This is a genomic window from Pseudomonas sp. 44 R 15 (assembly GCF_900004965.1).
Taxonomy (GTDB): Bacteria; Pseudomonadota; Gammaproteobacteria; order Pseudomonadales; family Pseudomonadaceae; genus Aquipseudomonas; species Aquipseudomonas orientalis_A.
Window position 1 is genome coordinate 131,729 of record NZ_CVTU01000108.1, and the last position, 18,953, is coordinate 150,681.

Below are 18,953 nucleotides of genomic sequence, written 5' to 3' on the forward strand. Positions count from 1 at the left end.
CGTTCGGCCAGCGTGGTTTAACGGGGCGCCTGAGATCAAGATCAAAAGCAGATCAAGATCAAGGGCGACTCGCTTCGCATCGTGGTTACGGTTGAGCGCTACAGAGTTGTGTAGATGCCCCGATGAGGCCTTCAGCAGCGCTGAAGATCAGCCCGCCAACAACCAAACCCCGGTCGCCGCCGAAGCCGCCCCCGCCACCCGCACCAACGGTGCCGCCGCCGCAGGCAGGAAACGCACCACCGCGTAACCCGCCGCATGCAACGCAGCCGTCGCGCCGACAAACCCTGCCGCGTACGCCCAGGGGCTGGACATGTCCGGCAGCTCCAGGCCATGGGCCACGCCATGGAACAACGCAAACAACGCCGTTGCCCCCACCGCCACCCACAGCGGTGGCCGCACTGCCAGCGCTACCGCCAGGCCCAGCGCCAGCACCGATGCGGCGATCCCGCTTTCCAGCGCCGGCAGTTGCAGGCCTTCAAAACCGAGCATGCCACCGATCAACATGGTGCCGACGAAGGCACACGGCAGCGCCCAGCGTGCGTTGCCTTTTTGCTGCGCCGCCCACAGGCCGACCGCAACCATGGCCAGCAGGTGGTCGAGCCCGCCCAATGGGTGGCTGATACCGGCGACCAGGCCATTGTCGCCGTGGCCCGGGTGAGCGAAGGCGAGGGCGGGGGCCAGCAGCAGCGCGGCGGTGGCGAACAGTTTCTTGAGGTTCATAAACAGGCTCCGTAGGGGAATCAGGCAGCGGTCAGCAGGCCTTGACGTTCGATAAAGGCGACGATTTCATCCAGGCCGACGCCGGTTTTCTGATTGCTGAACACAAAAGGTTTGCCATTGCGCATGCGTTGGGTGTCGCTGTTCATCAATTCCAGCGAGGCACCCACCAGCGGCGCGAGGTCGATCTTGTTGATCACCAGCAGGTCGGATTTGCAAATACCGGGCCCGCCCTTGCGCGGCAGCTTGTCGCCGGCGGACACATCGATCACGTAGATGGTGAGGTCCGACAGTTCGGGGCTGAACGTCGCCGACAGGTTGTCGCCGCCGGACTCCACCAGAATCAAGTCCAGGCCTGGAAACCGGCGGTTGAGCTGGTCCACCGCCTCCAGGTTGATCGAGGCATCTTCGCGGATCGCCGTGTGCGGGCAGCCGCCGGTTTCCACGCCGATGATGCGTTCCGGCGCCAGGGCCTGGTTGCGCACCAAAAAATCAGCGTCTTCGCGGGTGTAGATGTCGTTGGTAACCACCGCCAGGTTGTAGCGGTCGCGCAGCGCCAGGCACAGGGCCAGGGTCAGGGCGGTCTTGCCGGAGCCGACCGGGCCGCCGATGCCGACGCGCAGGGGTTGTGTGTTCATGGTGGGTTCTCCAAAAAAGCCTCAGGAACGGAACAGGCGGCTGTACTGGCGCTCGTGGGCCATGCACGCCAAAGACAGGCCAAACGCGGCGCTGCCAAGGTGATCGGGTTCGACGCGGCCTGCCTCGTGCTGGGCCTGCTGCAACAGCGGCAGCAGTTCGCTGGTCAGGCGCTGCGCGGCTTGCTGGCCCAGGGGCAGGGTCTTCATCAGCACGGCCAACTGGTTTTCCAGCCAGCTCCACAGCCAGGCGGCGAGGGCGTCGTCGGGGCGGATGGTCCAGGCCCGTGCGGCCAGGGCCCAGCCAAGGGCCAGATGGGGTTCAGGCTGTTGGTCAAGGAAATCACGGGCGTCGGCGTCCAACTCGGGCAAGCCACTGAGCAGTTGTTGCAGCGAGTAGCCCATCTGCCGGCTCTCCTGATACAGCTCGCGGGTTTCGCGGCTGGCACGGTGTTCTTCACACAACTGCGCCAGGCGCGGCCAGGCCTGTTCCGCGGCGGCGCGACAGTGGGCGAGCAGCAACGGCGCTTCAAAACGCGCGAGATTGAGCAGCAATTGGTCGCTGATCCAGCGTCGCGCGCTGGCGGCATCGTTGACGCGGCCGTTCTCCACCGCCATTTCCAGGCCCTGGGAGTAGCTGTAGCCGCCAATCGGCAATTGCGGACTGGCCAGGCGCAACAGCGCCCAGGCCGGGTTCATGGACGCACGCCGAACTGATGCAGTTTGGGCGCGTAATTGAAGTCTTCGTCACCATGGCGCGAGTGATGATGACCACCGCCATAGGCGCCGTGCTCGGGTTGGAAAGGCGCCTCGATGGGGTGCGCATCGGCGCCCAGCTGTTCCAGCATGGCCTTGAGCACATAGTCATCGAGCAGGCGCAGCCAGCCATCGCCGACCTGCAGGGCGACATGGCGATTGCCCAGGTGATAGGCCGCGCGGGTCAGTTCAAAGGCGTTGCGGCAGGTGACATGCATCAGTTGTTCAGGGCGCGCGCAGACACGTACGACGCGTCCGTCCTCGGCTTGCAGGAATTCGCCATCGTGCAGCGGCGGTTGCCCACGCTCCAAAAACAAGCCGACGTCTTCACCGTCGGCACTGAAACAGCGCAGGCGGCTTTTGCTGCGGGCTTCGAAGTTCAGCAGCAGCTCGGCGGCCCAGAGGGCCTGGGGGGCGATTCGGCGGTGGATCACCAGCATCGGAGGGTTTCCAGCTATTAACGATAAAGGGGCTATAAAGGTGGTAGAGCAAGGGCCTTGCCAACCCGGCAGGCGCGTAGGAAATCCCTGTCAGCAGGGCGCGAGCGCTACACGGCAGGGCATCCGTAAAGGGCGAGCGTGTTGCAATTTGGTGCGCTTGAGCGGCGCTCGGCACCAGGAGGGGGCATTTTGCGTGGAGTAAGCCGATGAATTGCATGAAACGTCTTTCATACAATTCTTCATCTGCCTTTAAGGAATAATCCTACAAGAGCCAGAGAATTGGCCTTCGTGAGCTTACGTGGTGGTTCTTTAAGATTCGCGCCGTGTTTAATCCGTCGCGATGTTCATCATGTTCAAGTCACTTATCTGTTCCGTCATTGTCAGCCTGTCTTGTCTTATTTCCTCAGCCTCGGCCACTCTTCAACAGCCGCCGACGTTTGTTTCCACCCATGCACCGTCTTCGGTCGAAAATGTGATCGACCGCGCCCATCAACTGCTCGGTACACCCTACAAGTGGGGCGGTACCTCCACCGAGCAAGGGTTCGATTGCAGCAGCTTCCTGGTCTATCTGTTTAAGACCCAAGCCAATATTCAGCTGCCGCGCACCACGGCTGCGATGCACCGTTCAACGGCCGCGACCATCAAGCGCACGGCGTTGAAGCCGGGCGACGCGGTCTTTTTCAAAGGCAATGGGCAGGGGCGGGTGAGTCACGTCGGGCTGTATATCGGCGATGGCAAATTCATCCATTCACCGCGTACCGGCAAGAACGTGCGTATCGATTCGTTGAGCAATAGCTACTGGAACAGGCACTACACCACCGCCAAGCGCTTTCACAAGGCCGGCTGATCGTATTACTCGGTGCTGCCCAGGCCTTGCCAATGCTTGAGGCCGATAAAGATAAAGCGCAATTGCTGGGTGATCTTCGCCTGGGGCGTGAGGTGGGCAGGCAAGGCCTGGGCGGGAGGGTCGATGATGTCGGGCAGGGTGGCGAATACACTTTTGACGATCAGGTCGGCCATCACGTGCAAACCGTCGGCGTCCAGGTGCTGCAGTTTGGGCATCAGCGTAAGGTCGGCCGCCAGGTCGCGGGTGATGTCTTCGCGCAGCGCGCCGATGGCTTGGCGCACGGCCAGGCAACCGCCGTACTGCTCGCGGGCCAGGAACAGAAATTGGGAACGGTTGGCCGAGACCACATCGAGAAAGATCCGCACGGACGCATCGATGATCCCGCCCATGACGAATTCGTTGTGGCGCACCAGGCGAATCGTGGCGCGGAATGTCTGGCCGACCTCACTGACCAACGCGAGCCCAAGCTGGTCCATGTCGGCAAAATGGCGATAGAAGCCGGTGGGCACGATGCCCGCTGTCTTGGCCACTTCGCGCAGGCTCAGGCTGCCAAAGCCACGGCCACACTCCATCAGATGGCGGGCAGCGTCCATCAAGGCGAGGCGAGTCTGTTGCTTTTGTTCGGCGCGGGGCAGCATGAGCGGATGGGCTTTGTCGGCGAGTACAACGACGCACTCTAGCAAAAGCGCTTTGCCGGCGTCGAACTTGACGGGGGCAGACGTGACGCGGTCTATAGAAAAGCAAAAGCCCGATCGGCAGATCGGGCTTTTTTCTGGGCCACCACCGGCTCAGCTCTGTGCTTGATGCAGTTCTTGCAGACGGTCGGCACCACCTTCAGCGATACCTTGGGTATAGGCGCGGTCATTGGCTTGTTCAGCGCCGCCTTCTACCAGACCTTTTTCCTGCAGGCGGTCGTTGCCACCTTCAGTCAGGCCTTCGGTGTAGGCACGTTTGTTGGCCTGCTCCGAACCGTTTTCAGCGACAGCGCCTTTGGCGTAGTCACGGTTTTCATCTTCCTGCGAACCGCTGCGGGCCAGGGTCTGGCTCGAATGCACGGCCTGGGACTGGTTCTGTGGGGTGGCCTGTTCGGCGGCTGGCAGGGCAAAGGCACTGGAAGCCAGGACGGATAACAGGACGGTAGCAAGTACTTGGCGTTTCATGATGGTTGCTCCTCGGGAGGGCGATAAAGTGGGTACAGGGCTAATGCTACTCTTGATAAGTCGATATAAAAGTTCATAAACACAATGGTAATAATCAACAGAATTGATTGTTCTCACGAAAGGCTCTAGCTCGCGCCTCTCAAGCACGCGGTTTTGCACCGTAGTGGGTATTTTCGACACGAACCTGGGTAACAATGGTGCGTGGTTGATGAGCGGAAACGGTCTGATCGATCAGGAAAATCGCTTTTTTCGGCTAAATCGGCCGTTGCGTTAAACCCCCGGGCACTTTGCCAGTCGTAGTCCTATAAGCTGTTTCAAAGGCTGTTGCCCAGCCAGTCGTAATCAGGAGTTTTGTGCAATGACGCGCACTCGAAAAATCGTCGCCTGGTGCTGCGCCAGCTTCGTTCTGTTAATCGCCATCGCGGTATTGGTCCTGGTGTTTTTTGACTGGAACCGAATCAAACCGCCCCTTAATGCCAAGGTCTCCGAAGAGTTGCACCGCCCATTCGCCATCAACGGCAACCTGGCGGTGGTGTGGCAGCGTGAGCCCGACGAGGGCGGCTGGCGGGCCTGGGTGCCCTGGCCCCACGTGATTGCCGAAGACCTGAGCCTGGGCAATCCCGAGTGGTCCAAACAACCGCAGATGGTCACGCTCAAGAAGGTCGAGTTGCGTATTTCGCCCTTGGCGTTGCTGGCACAACGCGTGGTGATCCCGCGTATCGACCTCACCGAGCCGAGCGCCGACCTGCAGCGCCTGGCGGACGGCCGCGCCAACTGGACCTTCAAGTTCGACCCCAAGGACCCCGACGCCGAGCCTTCCAACTGGGTGGTGGATATCGGCGCCATCGGCTTCGACAAAGGCCACGTCACCCTCGACGACCAGACCCTCAAGACCCGGCTCGATGTGATCATCGACCCGCTGGGCAAGCCGATCCCCTTCGGTGCAATCGTCGGCGACGCGGATGCCAAAAAAGCCCTGGAAAAAGGCTCGTCCCCCCAGGACTACGCGTTCGGCCTCAAGGTCAAAGGCCAGTATCACGGCCAGGCGCTCGCCGGCACCGGCAAGATCGGCGGCCTGCTCGCCCTGCAGGACGCGGCCAAGCCGTTCCCGCTGCAGGCCCAGGTCAAGATCGGCGACACCAGCATCGCCCTGGCCGGCACCCTGACCGACCCGCTGAACCTCGGCGCCCTGGACCTGCGCCTGAAGCTCGCCGGTGCCAGCCTGGGCAACCTCTACCCGCTGACCGGCGTGACGTTGCCCGATTCGCCGGCCTATTCAACCGACGGTCATCTGATCGCCAAGCTGCATGAAGCCAGCGGTGCGTCGTTCCGCTATGAAAACTTCAACGGCAAGATCGGCAACAGCGATATCCACGGCGACCTGGCCTACGTGGCCAGCCAGCCACGGCCCAAGCTCAGCGGCGCGCTGGTGTCCAATCAACTGCTGATGGACGACCTGGCGCCCTTGATCGGCGCCGACTCCAACGCCAAGCAGAAAGCCCGTGGCGGTGAAAGCAAGCAACCGGCAACCAAGGTGTTGCCGGTTGAAGAGTTCCGCACCGAGCGCTGGCGCGACATGGATGCCGACGTGGAATTCACCGGCAAACGCATCGTGCACAGCGCCGAGCTGCCGTTCACCGACCTCTATACGCACCTGGTGCTCAACGATGGTGAGCTGAGCCTTGAACCCCTGCGCTTCGGCGTGGCCGGCGGCAAGCTCGATGCGCAGATCCGCTTGAACGGCCGCACCACGCCAATGGAAGGCCGGGCGAAACTCACGGCGCGTAACTTCAAGCTCAAGCAGTTGTTCCCAAGCTTTGAGCCGATGAAAACCAGCTTCGGCGAACTCAACGGCGACGCCGATATTGCCGGGCGCGGCAACTCCGTGGCAGCGCTGCTGGGCACCTCCAACGGTGACCTGAAGATGCTGATCAACGACGGTGCGATCAGCCGTAGCCTGATGGAAATCGCCGGCCTCAACGTCGGCAACTACGTGGTGGGACGCCTGTTTGGCGACAAGGAAGTGAAGATCAACTGCGCTGCGGCGGACTTCGGCATCAAGACTGGCCTGGCGACGACCCGCTTGTTTGTGTTCGATACCGAGAACGCGATCATTTACGTCGATGGCACGGCGAATATGGCGACCGAGCAGTTGGATCTGACCATCACGCCGGAGTCCAAGGGCTTCCGCCTGTTCTCCCTGCGCTCGCCGTTGTATGTGAACGGGCCGTTCATCAAGCCCAATGCCGGCGTCAAGGCCATTCCCTTGGCACTGCGCGGCGCGGGCATGGTCGCCCTGGGTGTGATCGCAGGTCCTGCGGCCGGGTTGCTCGCACTGGTTGCCCCAAGCGGCGGCGAGCCGAATGCGTGCGCACCGTTGCTGCAACAGATGAGAGAAGGCAAGGCGCCCAAGACCGTGAAGTAACTGACTGCACCCGAAACCAAATGTGGGAGGGGGCTTGCCCCCGATAGCGGTTTATCAGCCTGAACATCGTTGGCTGAACCACTGCTATCGGGAGCAAGCCCCCTCCCACATGGGTGTTGCTGTGCGGCTGATTACAGGCCTTCTAGAATATCCGCCATGTCGTCGGCGTGTTCTTCTTCCTGGGCCAGGATGTCTTCGAAGATGCGACGGGTGGTAGGGTCTTTATCACCGATGTACTGAATGATTTCACGGTAGCTGTCTACCGCGATCCGCTCGGCCACCAGGTCTTCGTAGACCATTTCTTTCAGCGAGTTGCCCGCCACGTACTGTGCGTGGGAGTTCTTCGACAGCAGGTCGGGGTTGAATTCCGGCTCGCCGCCCAGCTGCACGATGCGCTCGGCAAGTTTATCGGCGTGTTCGGCTTCCTGGGTGGCGTGCTCCAGGAATTCATCGGCGGCGACGCTGGCTTTCAGGCCGCTGGCCATGAAGTAGTGACGCTTGTAGCGCAATACGCAGACCAGTTCGGTGGCCAGCGATGCGTTGAGCAGGCGGATAATTTCTTCGCGGTCGGCGTCATAGCCTTCGGTCACGGCACCGTTTTCGACGTTCTGGCGGGCGCGGCTGCGCAGGGTCGCAACGTCAGTCAAGTGTGCTTCAGTCATCTCAATCTCCTGGGGCTAATCCGGTTTTACGCCACGCTCTGCCGGCGTGATCGCTCCCAGTTGTGAGTCGCGAGAGAGGCGAAAAGTTTTATCGGATTTAACAGGATGTGTCACGACGAGGTCTGACCGGCGTGGTCCAGCGCTCCGACAGGACCACCCCACCCAAAGTCAGCAACCCTCCCACCAGGTGATAAAGCGCCAGCGCCTCCTTCAGCACCACCGCCGCGATCAAAGCAGTAATCAGTGGAAGCAGGTTGAAAAACAACGTGGTACGGCTTGGCCCCAGGGTTTTGACCGAGTGCATCCACGCCAGCGGCGCCAGCATCGAAGCCAGCAGGCACGCGTACAGCACCAGCGGGATATTCGCCCAGCCCAGGCCTGCCTTGGCCGAGAACAGGAACAGCGGAAACAGCACCACCACCGCTACCAGCACCTGCAGATACAGCAGCACCAACGGCGGCAGGCGCAGTTGCCATTTTTTCAGCAAGGTGCTGTAGACCGCGTAGGCCAGGGTGGCGACCAGCATCATGGCGTCACCGAGGTTGATCCCGTGTTGCAGCAACGCGCCCAGGCTGCCGGATGACACCACCACCACAACCCCTGCGAACGACAGCACCGCGCCGGTCAGCGCGCCGAAGGTCAGGCGCTGGCCGAGGCTGATAATGGCGGCGGTCAGGGCCATCAGCGGCATCAGCGAGAGGATGATGCCCATGTTGGTGGCACTGGTCAGCGTGGCCGCGTAATAGGCCAGGCTTTGATACACGGCCATGCCCAGCACCCCGAGCATGAAAATCTTGCCCAGGTTCGGGCGGATCAGCGGCCAGTTGGCGATCACCGGCTTGAACATGAACGGAGTGAACAGCAGGGCCGCGAACAGCCAGCGATAAAAGCCGATTTCAGCCGGGAAAATCGAACCCACCGCCAGTTTGTTGACCACGGTGTTGCCGGCCCAGATAAGGATGGCCAGCAGGGGATACGCGTATTGCATCGAAAGCAAACCCAATGTGTTTAAGAGGTGGAAGCGATACCGTCGGACGACTATTCGCCGCCGGTGAAGTTGTAACAGGTTTTGACTACACTGCGTTGTAGACCGTGCCCTTCGGTACGGTAACAGGGAGAAAACTCCATGAAGATGTTGCGTATTCCGCTGTTGATGATGGGCCTGCTGCTGTGTTCCCAGGGTTTTGCCGCCACCGCCCAGCAAAACAAAATGACCACCTGTAACGCCGAGGCCACCACCAAGACCCTCAAGGGCGATGAGCGCAAGGCTTTCATGAAGACCTGCCTGTCGGCCCCGGCGGCCAATGATGCCAAGACCCTGACCCCGCAGCAGCAAAAGATGAAAGACTGCAATGCGTCGGCGAAAACCCAAGCGTTGACCGGCGATGCGCGTAAAACATTCATGAGCACCTGCCTGAAGAAGTAATAGCCCCAGGCCATAGAAGGCTGCGACACTCGCACGCAGTCCCTTTGTAGGCGCGAGCTTGCTCGCGAAAAACGTGAACGATCAAACGGGCACCCTGACTAAACGCGGTGCCCTTTCGTTTTTCGCGAGCAAGCTCGCTCCTACAACATCCTTTAACGCCGTTCGTTTTGAGGCTGTATGCCAACGTTTTCTCAGCGTCATGTGTTGTTGCTGGCCAGCTACATCATCATTTTCGGCGGACTGCTGCTGGTGCTGCCGCTCAAATTGCTGCCCAGCCTGCTGGCCGGCCTGTTGGTCTATGAATTGGTCAACATGCTCACCCCCCAACTGCAACGGCTGATCGAAGGGCGGCGTGCGCGCTGGCTGGCGGTGGCCCTGCTCGGCACCTTGATCGTCAGCGTACTCGCGCTGATCTTCGCCGGCGCCATCAGCTTTCTGCTCCATGAAGCGGAAAACCCCGGCGCTTCGCTCGACAAATTCATGGGTGTGGTAGACCGCGCGCGCGGCCAGTTGCCGCCGTTTTTGGACGCCTACCTGCCCGCCAGCGCCGCCGAGTTTCGCGTGGCCATCGGCCAATGGCTGAGCAAGCACCTGAGCGAACTGCAACTGGTCGGCAAGGACGCCGCGCACATGTTCGTCACCTTGCTGATCGGCATGGTGCTGGGCGCGATCATCGCCCTGCAACGCGTGCCTGACCTGACCAAGCGCAAACCCCTGGCTGCGGCGTTGTTCGACCGCCTGCACCTGCTGGTCCAGGCGTTTCGCAATATCGTCTTCGCCCAGATCAAGATCGCCGCGCTCAATACCGCCTTCACCGCCGTGTTCCTCGCCGTGGTCCTGCCGCTGTGCGGCATCCACCTGCCGCTGACCAAAACCCTGATCGTACTGACCTTCCTGCTCGGCCTGCTGCCGGTGATCGGCAACCTGATGTCCAACACACTGATCACCATAGTCGCGTTGTCGTTGTCGATCTGGGTGGCGGTGGCGGCGCTGGGGTATTTGATCGTGATCCACAAGGTCGAGTACTTTCTCAACGCGCGGATTGTCGGCGGGCAGATCAGTGCCAAGTCGTGGGAATTGCTATTGGCGATGCTGGTGTTTGAGGCAGCGTTCGGCCTGCCGGGGGTGGTGGCGGGGCCGATTTACTATGCGTATCTCAAGAGTGAGTTGAAGCTCGGCGGGATGGTTTAAGGCTTGTGTTGCCTGGGCTGACGCTATCGGGGGCAAGCCCCCTCCCACATTTGAAGGTGTTCACACATCAAACTGTGGGAGGGGGCTTGCCCCCGATAGGCGCGCCGCGGTTTTGAGCTGGAAATCAGCTGCCGTAGCGCTTACTCGCCTCAATCGCCAAACCACTCCCAATACTGCCAAAGATATTACCTTCCACGTGCCGCGCATTCGGCAGCATCGCCGCAATGCTGTGGCGCAGCGCCGGGATGCCGCTGGAGCCACCGGTAAAGAACACCGTGTCCACCTGGGCCACGCTCACCGAGGCGTCATTGAGCAACTGCGTGACACTGCCGCGCACGCGTTCGAGCAGGTTGTCGATGGATGACTCGAACAGCGCGCGGCTCAGGTCCACGCTCAGGCCCGCTTCGATACGGTCCAGTGGCACATGACGGCTGTCGTCCTGGGTCAGCTGGATCTTGGTCTCTTCCACTTCCATGGCCAGCCAGTGCCCGGCGCGCTGTTCGATCAATTTGAACAGGCGGTCGATGCCGCCGGTGTCTTCGATGTCGTAGCGCATGCTGCCCAGGGCCAGCTGGGATTTTTGCGAGTACACCGAGTTGATGGTGTGCCAGGTGGCCAGGTTCATGTGGTGGCTGGTGGGCATGTAGGCGCCGCTTTTCATGCGGCTGCCATAGCCGAACAACGGCATCATGCCGGCCAGCGAGAGCTGTTTGTCGAAGTCGGTGCCGCCGATGTGCACGCCGCCGGTGGCGAGGATGTCGCTCTGGCGGTTGTCGTTGTGGCGACGATCCGGCGACAGGCGTACCAGGGAGAAGTCGGAGGTACCGCCGCCGATGTCGACAATCAGCACCAGCTCTTCTTTCTCGATGGTCGACTCGTAGTCGAACGCCGCCGCAATCGGTTCGTACTGGAACGAGATGTCCTTGAAACCGATCGCGCGCGCCACGTCGACCAGGGTGTTTTCCGCCTCCTGGTCGGCCATCGGGTCGTCATCGACGAAGAACACCGGGCGGCCCAGCACCACTTCTTCGAACTCACGACCGGCATTGGCTTCGGCGCGGCTCTTGAGCTGGCCGATAAACAGTGCCAGCAGGTCGGTGAACGGCATTGCGGTGCCGAGCACACTGGTGTCGTGCTTGATCAGCTTGGAACCCAGCAGGCTCTTGAGCGAGCGCATCAGGCGGCCTTCGTAGTTCTCCAGGTATTCGTGCAACGCCAACCGACCGTACACCGGGCGGCGTTCTTCGAAGTTGAAGAAGACCACCGACGGCAGGGTGATTTTGTCGTCCTCCAGCGCGATGAGCGTCTCCTCGCCGGGGCGGATCCAGCCGACGGTGGAGTTGGACGTGCCGAAGTCGATGCCGCAGGCACGGGCTGGAGATTCGTTTTTCATGTCTATCGGGTTCCGGTTGCAAAACGGCCGCGCAGTGTATGCCAGTCGACGCCGGATGCGTAGGCCGACCATCTGTTAAATACTGCTTGAAAGCGCGACATTTGCCCCCACATCTGGTGCATACGGCATGTGCCGAATGACACTGCGACGCACCCCGGGCCGCAAGACTCAACACGTGCAAACCAGCGCACCTTGTGGCCAGGCTGTGCGATCTCGATTTAAGGATGGTGAACCGCCGATGGATTTCAAAGATTACTACAAGATTCTGGGGGTCGAGCCAAGCGCCGACGACAAGGAAATCAAGGCCGCCTATCGCAAGCTCGCCCGCAAGTACCACCCGGACGTGAGCAAGGAGAAGGACGCCGAAGCCAAGTTCAAGGACGCGTCCGAAGCCTATGAAGCGCTCAAGAGCGCCGACAAGCGCGCCGAGTACGACGAGCTGCGCAAATATGGCCAGCATGGCCAGCCGTTCCAGGGCCCGCCCGGTTGGCAGAGCCGTGGCGGCTTTGGCGGTGGCGCAGGCACTGAAGATTTCTCGGATTTCTTCAGCTCGATCTTCGGCTCGCGAGGCGACGCGTTTGGCGGCGGCCAGCGTCGGCCTGCCGGGCGCAAGGGCCAGGATGTGGAGATGCAGCTGTCGATCTCCCTTGAGGAAACCCTGTCCACCGAATCCAAGCAGATCAGCTTCCAGGTGCCGCAATACGATGCGTCCGGTCGGCACGTCAGCAACACGGTCAAGAGCCTGAACGTGAAGATCCCCGCCGGCGTGGCCGACGGCGAGCGTATCCGCCTCAAGGGGCAGGGTGCGCCGGGCATTGGCGGTGGGGCCAATGGCGATCTGTACCTGATTATCAAGTTCGCGGCCCATGCCCGGTTCGAGGTGGATGGCGAAAACCTGATCATCAACTTGCCGCTGGCGCCGTGGGAATTGGCCCTGGGCGCTGAAGTGGCAGTGCCGACCCTGACCGGCAGGATCAACCTCAAGGTGCCCGCCGGCAGCCAGAACGGCCAGCGCATGCGCGCCAAGGGCCACGGTCTGTTGAACAAGGCCGGGCAGCGCGGTTATCTGTTCGTGCAGCTCAAGGCGGTGATGCCTAAAACCAGCGATGAAGAGGTCAAGGCGCTGTGGCAGGCGTTGGCGGAAAAAGCCGCATTCAACCCACGCGAGCACTTCTGAACCGGTTAACTATGTAGGCTTTTCAACACGGGTCGTTCGATAGGCTGGGGGCTTTGCTCTCAACCAAGGACGACCCGCCATGCCGGATTCTCTGCCTCCCCCTTCCAGTGCCGAAGGGATCTTCAACGTCGACCTGCGCGGCGTTCACTACGACTTCCTCAAAGACCGCGTGCCCGCCTGGTTCAACCAATCGGCTGCGCAGCGCCAGCAAGAACTCGCTGACCACGAAATGGAGCTGCCCAGCTGGTACTTGAGTGCCACGGCGCAGTCCAGAAGCGAGCTGGCGGCCAGCCATATTCGTTACCGCGACGCCTTGAACCGGGTCGAGAACACCCTGGGCACGATCAAGGATGTACTGGATTTCGCCGAGCAGCCGCTCAAAGACGCGCTCAAGCAGCAGTTCAACCTGGATCTGGATGTGCGCCAGGTGTACTTGGTGCGCAAGTACGCGTTTAAAGGCCGCGATGACCTTTATGGTTTTCTGGTATTCGACCAGCAGAACGATGGGTCTCTGAGCTACGAGTACCGGGGTGTTTCCCTGCTCGAGGCGGCCCTGGCCAACTTCGAGGCCGACGAGGAACAACCGCTGCCGTGCACCGACTGCCAGCTCATTACCACGTGGAGTGGCTATGACGGCGAGGTGTTGTCCACCTTCCACGCCGTAAACGCCCAGGCGGTCAGCCTTGCGCCCCATGCGTTTGCCAGGCTCTGCCGCACCCTTGATCTGGGTGAGCAGTATCAGCAGCACCTCAAGGCGATTGTGCAGCCCGAGGACGGTGCCGAGCGTGACGCGCTGGAGAAGCAATTAGAGGAATATCACCGTCAGTCATTGGCCCTGGGCAGCGAAATCGCCCGGCGCCAATACACCGGCAGCCTCACCAATGGCCGCACGGGATGGGGCATCAGCGACACGGCTTATCGCATGCTCCAGCAGGTGGTGGCCGATCCCGCCAGCGCCACGCTCGACGGCAAGCCGGTGGCGTTTGCGGCGTTGCAGGTGTTCGGCTGTACGCTGGTGGGCCCCGTGCTGATTGGCCCGAACCGCCTGGACAGCGAGCGGGTCGAGCGTCTGGTGGTGTATATCCCCAATGACCCCCAGCAGCCCGTCAAGGAATACGGCTCCAGCGCCGACTTTATGGTCGATCTGCGCACGCGCTTGCACAGTGCGTCCTATCGGCGGTTTTTCAGCAGTTTTGTGCCACAGCGTGAGCAAGGGGTGTTTTTCAAGCAGTTCGACGCCCTCTACAAACCCTCCAACGGCGCGGCCGCCGATTACCCGATCAAGCCTAGGGCGGCGCGGTTGCCGCTGGCGCAGATGGAGATCAGCGGCAATCTCTGGGAACAACTGCGCCAGGCCCAGGTGCGCAAGATCCTGGCCGATGGGCGGGCGGTGGCGGTGCCCACCGGCGATGAAGACCGCAACGCGCGGCTTGAGCGCTTGTCGAGCTATCTGGATGCGGTCATCAGCGTGTACAACCTGGCGGCGTTCGTGGTGCCGGGCTTGGGGCCGATCATGCTGGCGGTGGGGGCCGCGCAAATGGCCAGCGAAGCCTTCGAGGGCATTGAAGCCTACGAGCAGGGCGACGTTAAATCGATGTGGGCGCATTTTTCCAGTGTGGCGCTCAATGCGGCGTTTATCGGCACCGGTTCCAAGGTCCTGCCGCAAGTGAAAGTGTCGAGCATGGTCGATAACCTCAGGCCCATCACCCAGCCCGATGGTCAGTCGCAACTATGGAACCCGGACATGGGGGCGTACAAAATCCCTGTGGACCTGGGCGCCGATGCCAAGCCGGATCGCCTCGGGCTTTACCAGCACAAGGGTGAGACGATCCTGCCCCATGAAGGCGACTATTACCGGGTTAAACAGGAGGCCCGCACCGGCGACTACCGCATCCAGCACCCGAGCCGCCCCGAGGCCTATACACCCCTGCTGGAGCATAACCATGCCGGTGCCTGGAGCCATGAAGTCGAGGAGCCGTTGACCTGGGACACCCCCACCCTGATGCGGCGCCTGGGCCTCACGCGTGAACCCCTCAGTGCCGAGCGCCTGGAGCACGCCCGGGACGCCAGCGGTGTCGGCGTGGACGCGTTGCGCGAGACCTTCGTTGAGCATCAGCCGGTGCCCGTGTTGCTCAACCAGAGCATCGAGCGTTTCAAGCTGCACCAGCAACTCACGACGTTCATCGAGCAGATGCGCAGCAGCGATCCGGCGATCTACGCCAAGGCCGACATCGCCTTGCAAATGCACATTCTGCGACGGCGCGGCCTGCTGCCCCAGGAACCGCCCCTGCGGGTGCTCGACCGCCACGGCACGCTGTTGTGGGAAGACGATGCCCGGCCGTCGCTGGCCAAGCGCGTGGTGGTGCTCAGTGAGCAGCACATCGCCCGTGGCGAGTTGCTTGAAGAGGTGCTGAACACCCTGCAAGGCGTTGACCCCGCGCTCAAAGGCATTCCCGGCACTGGCGAGGACTCACTGCAGACCCGGGCCGGTCTGTTGCGCCAGGACATTGCCGGTGTGGTCGAGACCTTCAAGGGCGCGCTGCTCGAGGAGCGTTACAACGCCCTGAGCACCAGTGATGATCCCGATGTGCGGCTCATCCGTGACAGCTACCCGCACTTGCCCGAACCGGTCGCGGCGCAGTTACTCAAGCGCCTTGATACGCCGGCACTGGAGGCACTGCGCGACACCGGGCGCCTGCCGCCGGAAAGCGCCGAACTGGCGCAGTGGTGCGAGCAGGAAACCCGTGTGGCCAAAGCCTATGAAGGGCTGCACCTGGACACACTGGCGGACATCGACAGCCAGCGCCTGGCCCTGCGCACCCTTGAAACCTTGCCGGGATGGCCACGGGGGACGCGGGTGGAGCTGCGTCGGTATTCGGCTGCCGGTCCGCTGCTCGACGCCATCGGCTCGCCGGACTGGCCCCACACCAGGGTGCTGGTGCAGATGGACAACGGCCTGTTCCAGGCACCGGCTCCACGGGATTTCTACGCTGGCGCCTGGGATGCTTTGTCTGGTCCCGAGCGCCAGGGCCTGGGGTTCACCGATGCGCAGCAATTGAAGGCGGCGATTCAACACACTCCACTGCCGCGGGAGCCATTGCGTACGGTGCTGCTGGAGCACCCGGTGCGCAAGCCGGCTTACGATCCGGCCATGCGCCTGCTCGGGGGTGGTCGCGGCATCCTCCAGCGGGTGAGTGGGGCGCTGCGCTCTTCCAGCAGCCGTATGCAGGACCGCGTGAAGGCGCTTTACCCCTCGTTCGATGACGCAGAAGTGGCGCGATTTATCCAGGGTTTGGGCGATGACGCCGGGGGCAAACTGGACCAGCTCAAAGCGCAATACAAGCGCCTGGATGAGACGCTCAAAGAGTGGGTCAAGGTCAACGAGCAGCCCACGAGCAGCGAAGTGGCGCGTGCGCAGGACCCTGCCGTCAGCATCGCGAACACTATCAGGCGGTGCTGGCGCCGGGAGAGCGAGGCATCGCTGCACCTGTTCGGCACCGGCACGCTGGAGCTGCCAGCGGTGGACGCGGATTTCAGCCATGTCCAGACGCTGGAGCTGCACCGATTCGCCTGGTCTGACACGGCCCACAGGTTCCTGGCTGGCTTCGGCCAATTGCGCGGCTTGAGGATCGACGATTGCGGGCTGACCGAGTTGCCGGAGGCGGTGGGTGACATGCGTCACCTCACCTCGTTGGACCTGAGCGGAAAATCTTCTCGATTCAACCGCGTAAACCGTGGGCGGATCAGCGGCAACCGGCTCCAGCTGACCCGTCAAAGTGCCGCAAAACTGAGTGCGATGGTCCAGCTTGAGGACCTCTCGCTGGCCAATAACCCCTTGGGCAGCGTGCCGGACTTCAGCGGCATGCGGGGGTTGAAAAAACTCAACCTGCGCAACACCGGCATTGATCAGTGGCCAGCCGGCCTCAGCAGTCAGGAAGGCCTGGAACGGGTCGATCTGAGCCAAAACCAACTGCGTGAGGTACCGGAGCAACATCTCAGGCCGGCACCCGACCGACTCGACAAGATCGCCAGGATCAATGGGGTGACCTTGCTGCGCGATAACGCATTCCCCGCCGAGTATTGGCGCGAGCTCGACAGCTATTGGCAGCGCTTGAGCGAGACCCGCCCAGACCTCATCAAGGGCGCCCTATCCGATGCATTCGACAGTGGTAATCCCGATGTCGAAAAATATCGGCGGGTGTACCCAGGTAAAAGCAGCCAGCAAGCCAGGGAGTTCCTCTGGCGGTCAGGCGCGGACGCGGGTGCGGAGCTGACCAGGCTGGAGCAGGAGTTCAACGTGCTGCAAAACCAGTTGAGTGCCTGGGTCTTTTCCGGGGGCGGTGAGCGTCAGCGCTACGTGCGGATGGGCGAACGGCAGGCCAACACGGCCGCGATGACCGACAGGTACACCGCGCAGCAACGTATCCTCGAATGCTGGCGACGCGAGAGCGCGCCGAAGTTGGCCAATGACGGCACGCCTATCGGCCTGGAGCTGGATTTGAGCGGCTTGAACCTGCCCAGCCTGCCGGATCTGGACGTGGACTTCAGCCATGTCGGCTCACTCAAATTGAACAACATGCACTTGAGCGCTTCACCCGAGGGGTTCCTCGCGCGCTATCGCCACCTGCGCTGGCTGGACATGTCGAACAACCAACTGCGCGAGTTGCCCCCGGCACTGGGGGACATGCACGGCCTGACGCGCTTGATGCTGCAAAAAAACCAGATCCGTCTGACTGCGCAAACGGCGCGTATCCTGTCTGAACGCACGACCCTGCGCGCGCTGCTGATGCATGACAACCCACTGAGTATCAGCCCGGACTTCAGCCGTATCACCGATCTGCGTACCCTCAGCCTGGCCAGAACCCAGATCGATACCTGGCCGGTCGGCTTGGCGGAACAACCGGCCCTGGACACCATCGACCTGCAAGACAACCAGATCACAAGCATTCCCGCCGCCGTGATTGCCCCCCCGGCGGAGCAGTTGGAGCAGATGACCCGGATCAACCGCGTGACCCGCGTGAACAACAACCCGTTATCCGCAGAGACCCAGCAGCGGGTGCTGGATTATGCTGCCCGGCTGCGGCAGGCAGGGCCATCCGGGGCGGGGGAAATCAATCTGTTGGTGGATTCCGCCAGGCAGGTTCGCGGTGGCCGGGTGATCACGGCCGCGCAAGAAACGCCGTTCCTGCGCTGGACCTCCAACCTGTCCGCGGAGCAAATCGCCGCCAGACGAACCCAGTGGTTTGCATTGCGCGACCAGCCGGGTGCCGATGGTTTGTTCAACAGTGTACTCGAGCGCCTCGATCTGGCTGGAGCTGACCGGGGGGAGCAGCAGCGTCGGGTCTGGGAAATGCTGGACGCGATCAGCGAAAACACCCCGCAATCGGCGCAGTTGCGCCAGGAGCTGTTTGATCGGGCGGGTGAGCCGCGTTGCTGTGATCGTGCGGCGTTTACCTTCAGCAACCTGGAGGTGCAGGTGCTGGTCCACCGGGCTCGCGGGCAGGCGCTCGATGAGGCGCCGGGGCGCGCCTTGTCGCAGTTGTCCAGAGGCCTGTTCCGTCTGCATGAGATCGATAAAATCGCTTCGGCGGATATCCAGCGCAGTGAAGCCATCGTTAACGACCCGGCGGTGTCCCTGGCCGAAAAACAACCCCACAGAAGCCGACTGAATGAGGAAGTGGAAATCCGCCTGGCTTATCGTCATGGCCTCAAGGACCGTCTGCAATTGCCCGGGCAACCCGACCATGTCAGGTTCACCGGCATGGTGGGGGTCACTGCGCCAATGCTCGATGCGGCCTATGAAAAAGTCGTGGCGCTGAATAACTCGGCGCAGGAATTTCAGTCGCTGGTGTCCGAGGATTTCTGGCAGGACTATCTGGCCCATAAATATCGGCCGCAGTTCGAAGCACAGAGCCAGCCGCATCAGGAGGCGTTGGTCACGCTGACCGACCGCTTCAACGCGGGCGACCTCACCGAAGGCATGTACAAGCAAAAGGCCGACGATGAGCAGGCCAGGCTGGCGGTCAAGGAAGCGGCGTTGATCGAGACCTTGAGTCGCCAGGAATTGGCGGAGCATCCCTTGGACGGTGAATCGTCCGAGGAGGAAGCGACTGACCTGTAGCGG

Annotated in this window: 15 protein-coding genes; 6 read left to right on the top strand and 9 right to left on the bottom strand. The window is 61.9% G+C overall.

Annotated elements, in window-relative coordinates:
• Positions 1-147: 147 nt before the first annotated feature.
• From BFP93_RS20000 to ureE, 4 genes are read right to left on the bottom strand one after another with little or no spacing between them, the layout of a single operon-like run.
• Positions 148-720, bottom strand: coding sequence for a HupE/UreJ family protein (locus BFP93_RS20000; RefSeq protein WP_065883363.1), 573 nt, complete (start codon positions 718-720; stop codon positions 148-150).
• Positions 721-740: 20 nt separating this feature from the next.
• Complete coding sequence (gene ureG / locus BFP93_RS20005) at positions 741-1,355, bottom strand: urease accessory protein UreG (protein WP_017849719.1); 615 nt, start codon at positions 1,353-1,355, stop codon at positions 741-743.
• A gap of 21 nt (positions 1,356-1,376) precedes the next feature.
• Positions 1,377-2,051 (bottom strand): urease accessory protein UreF, encoded by a 675-nt coding sequence (locus BFP93_RS20010; protein ID WP_065894537.1) that lies wholly within the window; start codon positions 2,049-2,051, stop codon positions 1,377-1,379.
• Positions 2,048-2,548 carry an urease accessory protein UreE gene (gene ureE, locus BFP93_RS20015; RefSeq protein WP_065894539.1) on the bottom strand — a complete coding sequence of 167 codons (501 nt, stop codon included), beginning with the start codon at positions 2,546-2,548 and terminating at the stop codon, positions 2,048-2,050. Before ureE ends, BFP93_RS20010 begins: the two co-directional genes overlap by 4 nt.
• A gap of 349 nt (positions 2,549-2,897) precedes the next feature.
• On the opposite strand from ureE, the gene BFP93_RS20020 reads away from it, so the two are divergent.
• Positions 2,898-3,395: a C40 family peptidase gene (locus BFP93_RS20020; RefSeq protein WP_065894614.1), complete on the top strand. Its 498-nt coding sequence runs from the start codon at positions 2,898-2,900 to the stop codon at positions 3,393-3,395.
• 5 nt (positions 3,396-3,400) lie between these two features.
• Here the strand turns inward: BFP93_RS20020 and BFP93_RS20025 are convergent, their stop codons facing one another.
• Both BFP93_RS20025 and BFP93_RS20030 read right to left on the bottom strand, forming a co-directional pair.
• Positions 3,401-4,033 carry a TetR family transcriptional regulator gene (locus tag BFP93_RS20025; protein ID WP_065883368.1) on the bottom strand — a complete coding sequence of 211 codons (633 nt, stop codon included), beginning with the start codon at positions 4,031-4,033 and terminating at the stop codon, positions 3,401-3,403.
• A 150-nt stretch (positions 4,034-4,183) separates the two neighbouring features.
• Entirely contained in the window at positions 4,184-4,555 is a 372-nt protein-coding gene (locus BFP93_RS20030) for a hypothetical protein (RefSeq protein ID WP_065894541.1), read from the bottom strand.
• Between the two features lie 358 nt (positions 4,556-4,913).
• Between BFP93_RS20030 and BFP93_RS20035 the strand changes: the two genes are divergently transcribed.
• Entirely contained in the window at positions 4,914-6,980 is a 2,067-nt protein-coding gene (locus BFP93_RS20035; protein WP_065894543.1) for an AsmA family protein, read from the top strand.
• A gap of 131 nt (positions 6,981-7,111) precedes the next feature.
• On the opposite strand, the gene BFP93_RS20040 is transcribed toward BFP93_RS20035, so the two are convergent.
• The gene (locus BFP93_RS20040) at positions 7,112-7,642 is read right to left on the bottom strand and encodes a ferritin-like domain-containing protein (RefSeq protein ID WP_065883376.1); all 531 of its coding nucleotides are present in this window, start codon (positions 7,640-7,642) and stop codon (positions 7,112-7,114) included.
• 97 nt (positions 7,643-7,739) lie between these two features.
• Positions 7,740-8,630, bottom strand: coding sequence for a DMT family transporter (locus tag BFP93_RS20045; protein WP_065894545.1), 891 nt, complete (start codon positions 8,628-8,630; stop codon positions 7,740-7,742).
• 138 nt (positions 8,631-8,768) lie between these two features.
• On the opposite strand from BFP93_RS20045, the gene BFP93_RS20050 reads away from it, so the two are divergent.
• Complete coding sequence (locus BFP93_RS20050; protein ID WP_065883380.1) at positions 8,769-9,068, top strand: PsiF family protein; 300 nt, start codon at positions 8,769-8,771, stop codon at positions 9,066-9,068.
• Between the two features lie 177 nt (positions 9,069-9,245).
• Positions 9,246-10,259, top strand: coding sequence for an AI-2E family transporter (locus BFP93_RS20055; protein ID WP_065883382.1), 1,014 nt, complete (start codon positions 9,246-9,248; stop codon positions 10,257-10,259).
• Positions 10,260-10,383: 124 nt separating this feature from the next.
• Here the strand turns inward: BFP93_RS20055 and BFP93_RS20060 are convergent, their stop codons facing one another.
• Positions 10,384-11,652: an Hsp70 family protein gene (locus tag BFP93_RS20060; RefSeq protein WP_065883383.1), complete on the bottom strand. Its 1,269-nt coding sequence runs from the start codon at positions 11,650-11,652 to the stop codon at positions 10,384-10,386.
• Positions 11,653-11,890: 238 nt separating this feature from the next.
• Between BFP93_RS20060 and BFP93_RS20065 the strand changes: the two genes are divergently transcribed.
• Together BFP93_RS20065 and BFP93_RS20070 are read left to right on the top strand one after the other, a co-directional pair.
• Positions 11,891-12,829, top strand: a complete 939-nt coding sequence (locus BFP93_RS20065; RefSeq protein WP_065894546.1) for a DnaJ C-terminal domain-containing protein — start codon at positions 11,891-11,893, stop codon at positions 12,827-12,829.
• 79 nt (positions 12,830-12,908) lie between these two features.
• Positions 12,909-18,950, top strand: a complete 6,042-nt coding sequence (locus BFP93_RS20070; RefSeq protein WP_065894548.1) for an NEL-type E3 ubiquitin ligase domain-containing protein — start codon at positions 12,909-12,911, stop codon at positions 18,948-18,950.
• Positions 18,951-18,953 lie beyond the last annotated feature (3 nt).

Coding starts and splice junctions, on each gene's coding strand:
- BFP93_RS20000 (WP_065883363.1), bottom strand. CDS start 720: ATGAACCTCAAGAAACTGTTCGCCACCGCCGCGCTGCTGCTGGCCCCC.
- ureG (WP_017849719.1), bottom strand. CDS start 1,355: ATGAACACACAACCCCTGCGCGTCGGCATCGGCGGCCCGGTCGGCTCC.
- BFP93_RS20010 (WP_065894537.1), bottom strand. CDS start 2,051: ATGAACCCGGCCTGGGCGCTGTTGCGCCTGGCCAGTCCGCAATTGCCG.
- ureE (WP_065894539.1), bottom strand. CDS start 2,548: ATGCTGGTGATCCACCGCCGAATCGCCCCCCAGGCCCTCTGGGCCGCC.
- BFP93_RS20020 (WP_065894614.1), top strand. CDS start 2,898: ATGTTCAAGTCACTTATCTGTTCCGTCATTGTCAGCCTGTCTTGTCTT.
- BFP93_RS20025 (WP_065883368.1), bottom strand. CDS start 4,033: ATGCTGCCCCGCGCCGAACAAAAGCAACAGACTCGCCTCGCCTTGATG.
- BFP93_RS20030 (WP_065894541.1), bottom strand. CDS start 4,555: ATGAAACGCCAAGTACTTGCTACCGTCCTGTTATCCGTCCTGGCTTCC.
- BFP93_RS20035 (WP_065894543.1), top strand. CDS start 4,914: ATGACGCGCACTCGAAAAATCGTCGCCTGGTGCTGCGCCAGCTTCGTT.
- BFP93_RS20040 (WP_065883376.1), bottom strand. CDS start 7,642: ATGACTGAAGCACACTTGACTGACGTTGCGACCCTGCGCAGCCGCGCC.
- BFP93_RS20045 (WP_065894545.1), bottom strand. CDS start 8,630: ATGCAATACGCGTATCCCCTGCTGGCCATCCTTATCTGGGCCGGCAAC.
- BFP93_RS20050 (WP_065883380.1), top strand. CDS start 8,769: ATGAAGATGTTGCGTATTCCGCTGTTGATGATGGGCCTGCTGCTGTGT.
- BFP93_RS20055 (WP_065883382.1), top strand. CDS start 9,246: ATGCCAACGTTTTCTCAGCGTCATGTGTTGTTGCTGGCCAGCTACATC.
- BFP93_RS20060 (WP_065883383.1), bottom strand. CDS start 11,652: ATGAAAAACGAATCTCCAGCCCGTGCCTGCGGCATCGACTTCGGCACG.
- BFP93_RS20065 (WP_065894546.1), top strand. CDS start 11,891: ATGGATTTCAAAGATTACTACAAGATTCTGGGGGTCGAGCCAAGCGCC.
- BFP93_RS20070 (WP_065894548.1), top strand. CDS start 12,909: ATGCCGGATTCTCTGCCTCCCCCTTCCAGTGCCGAAGGGATCTTCAAC.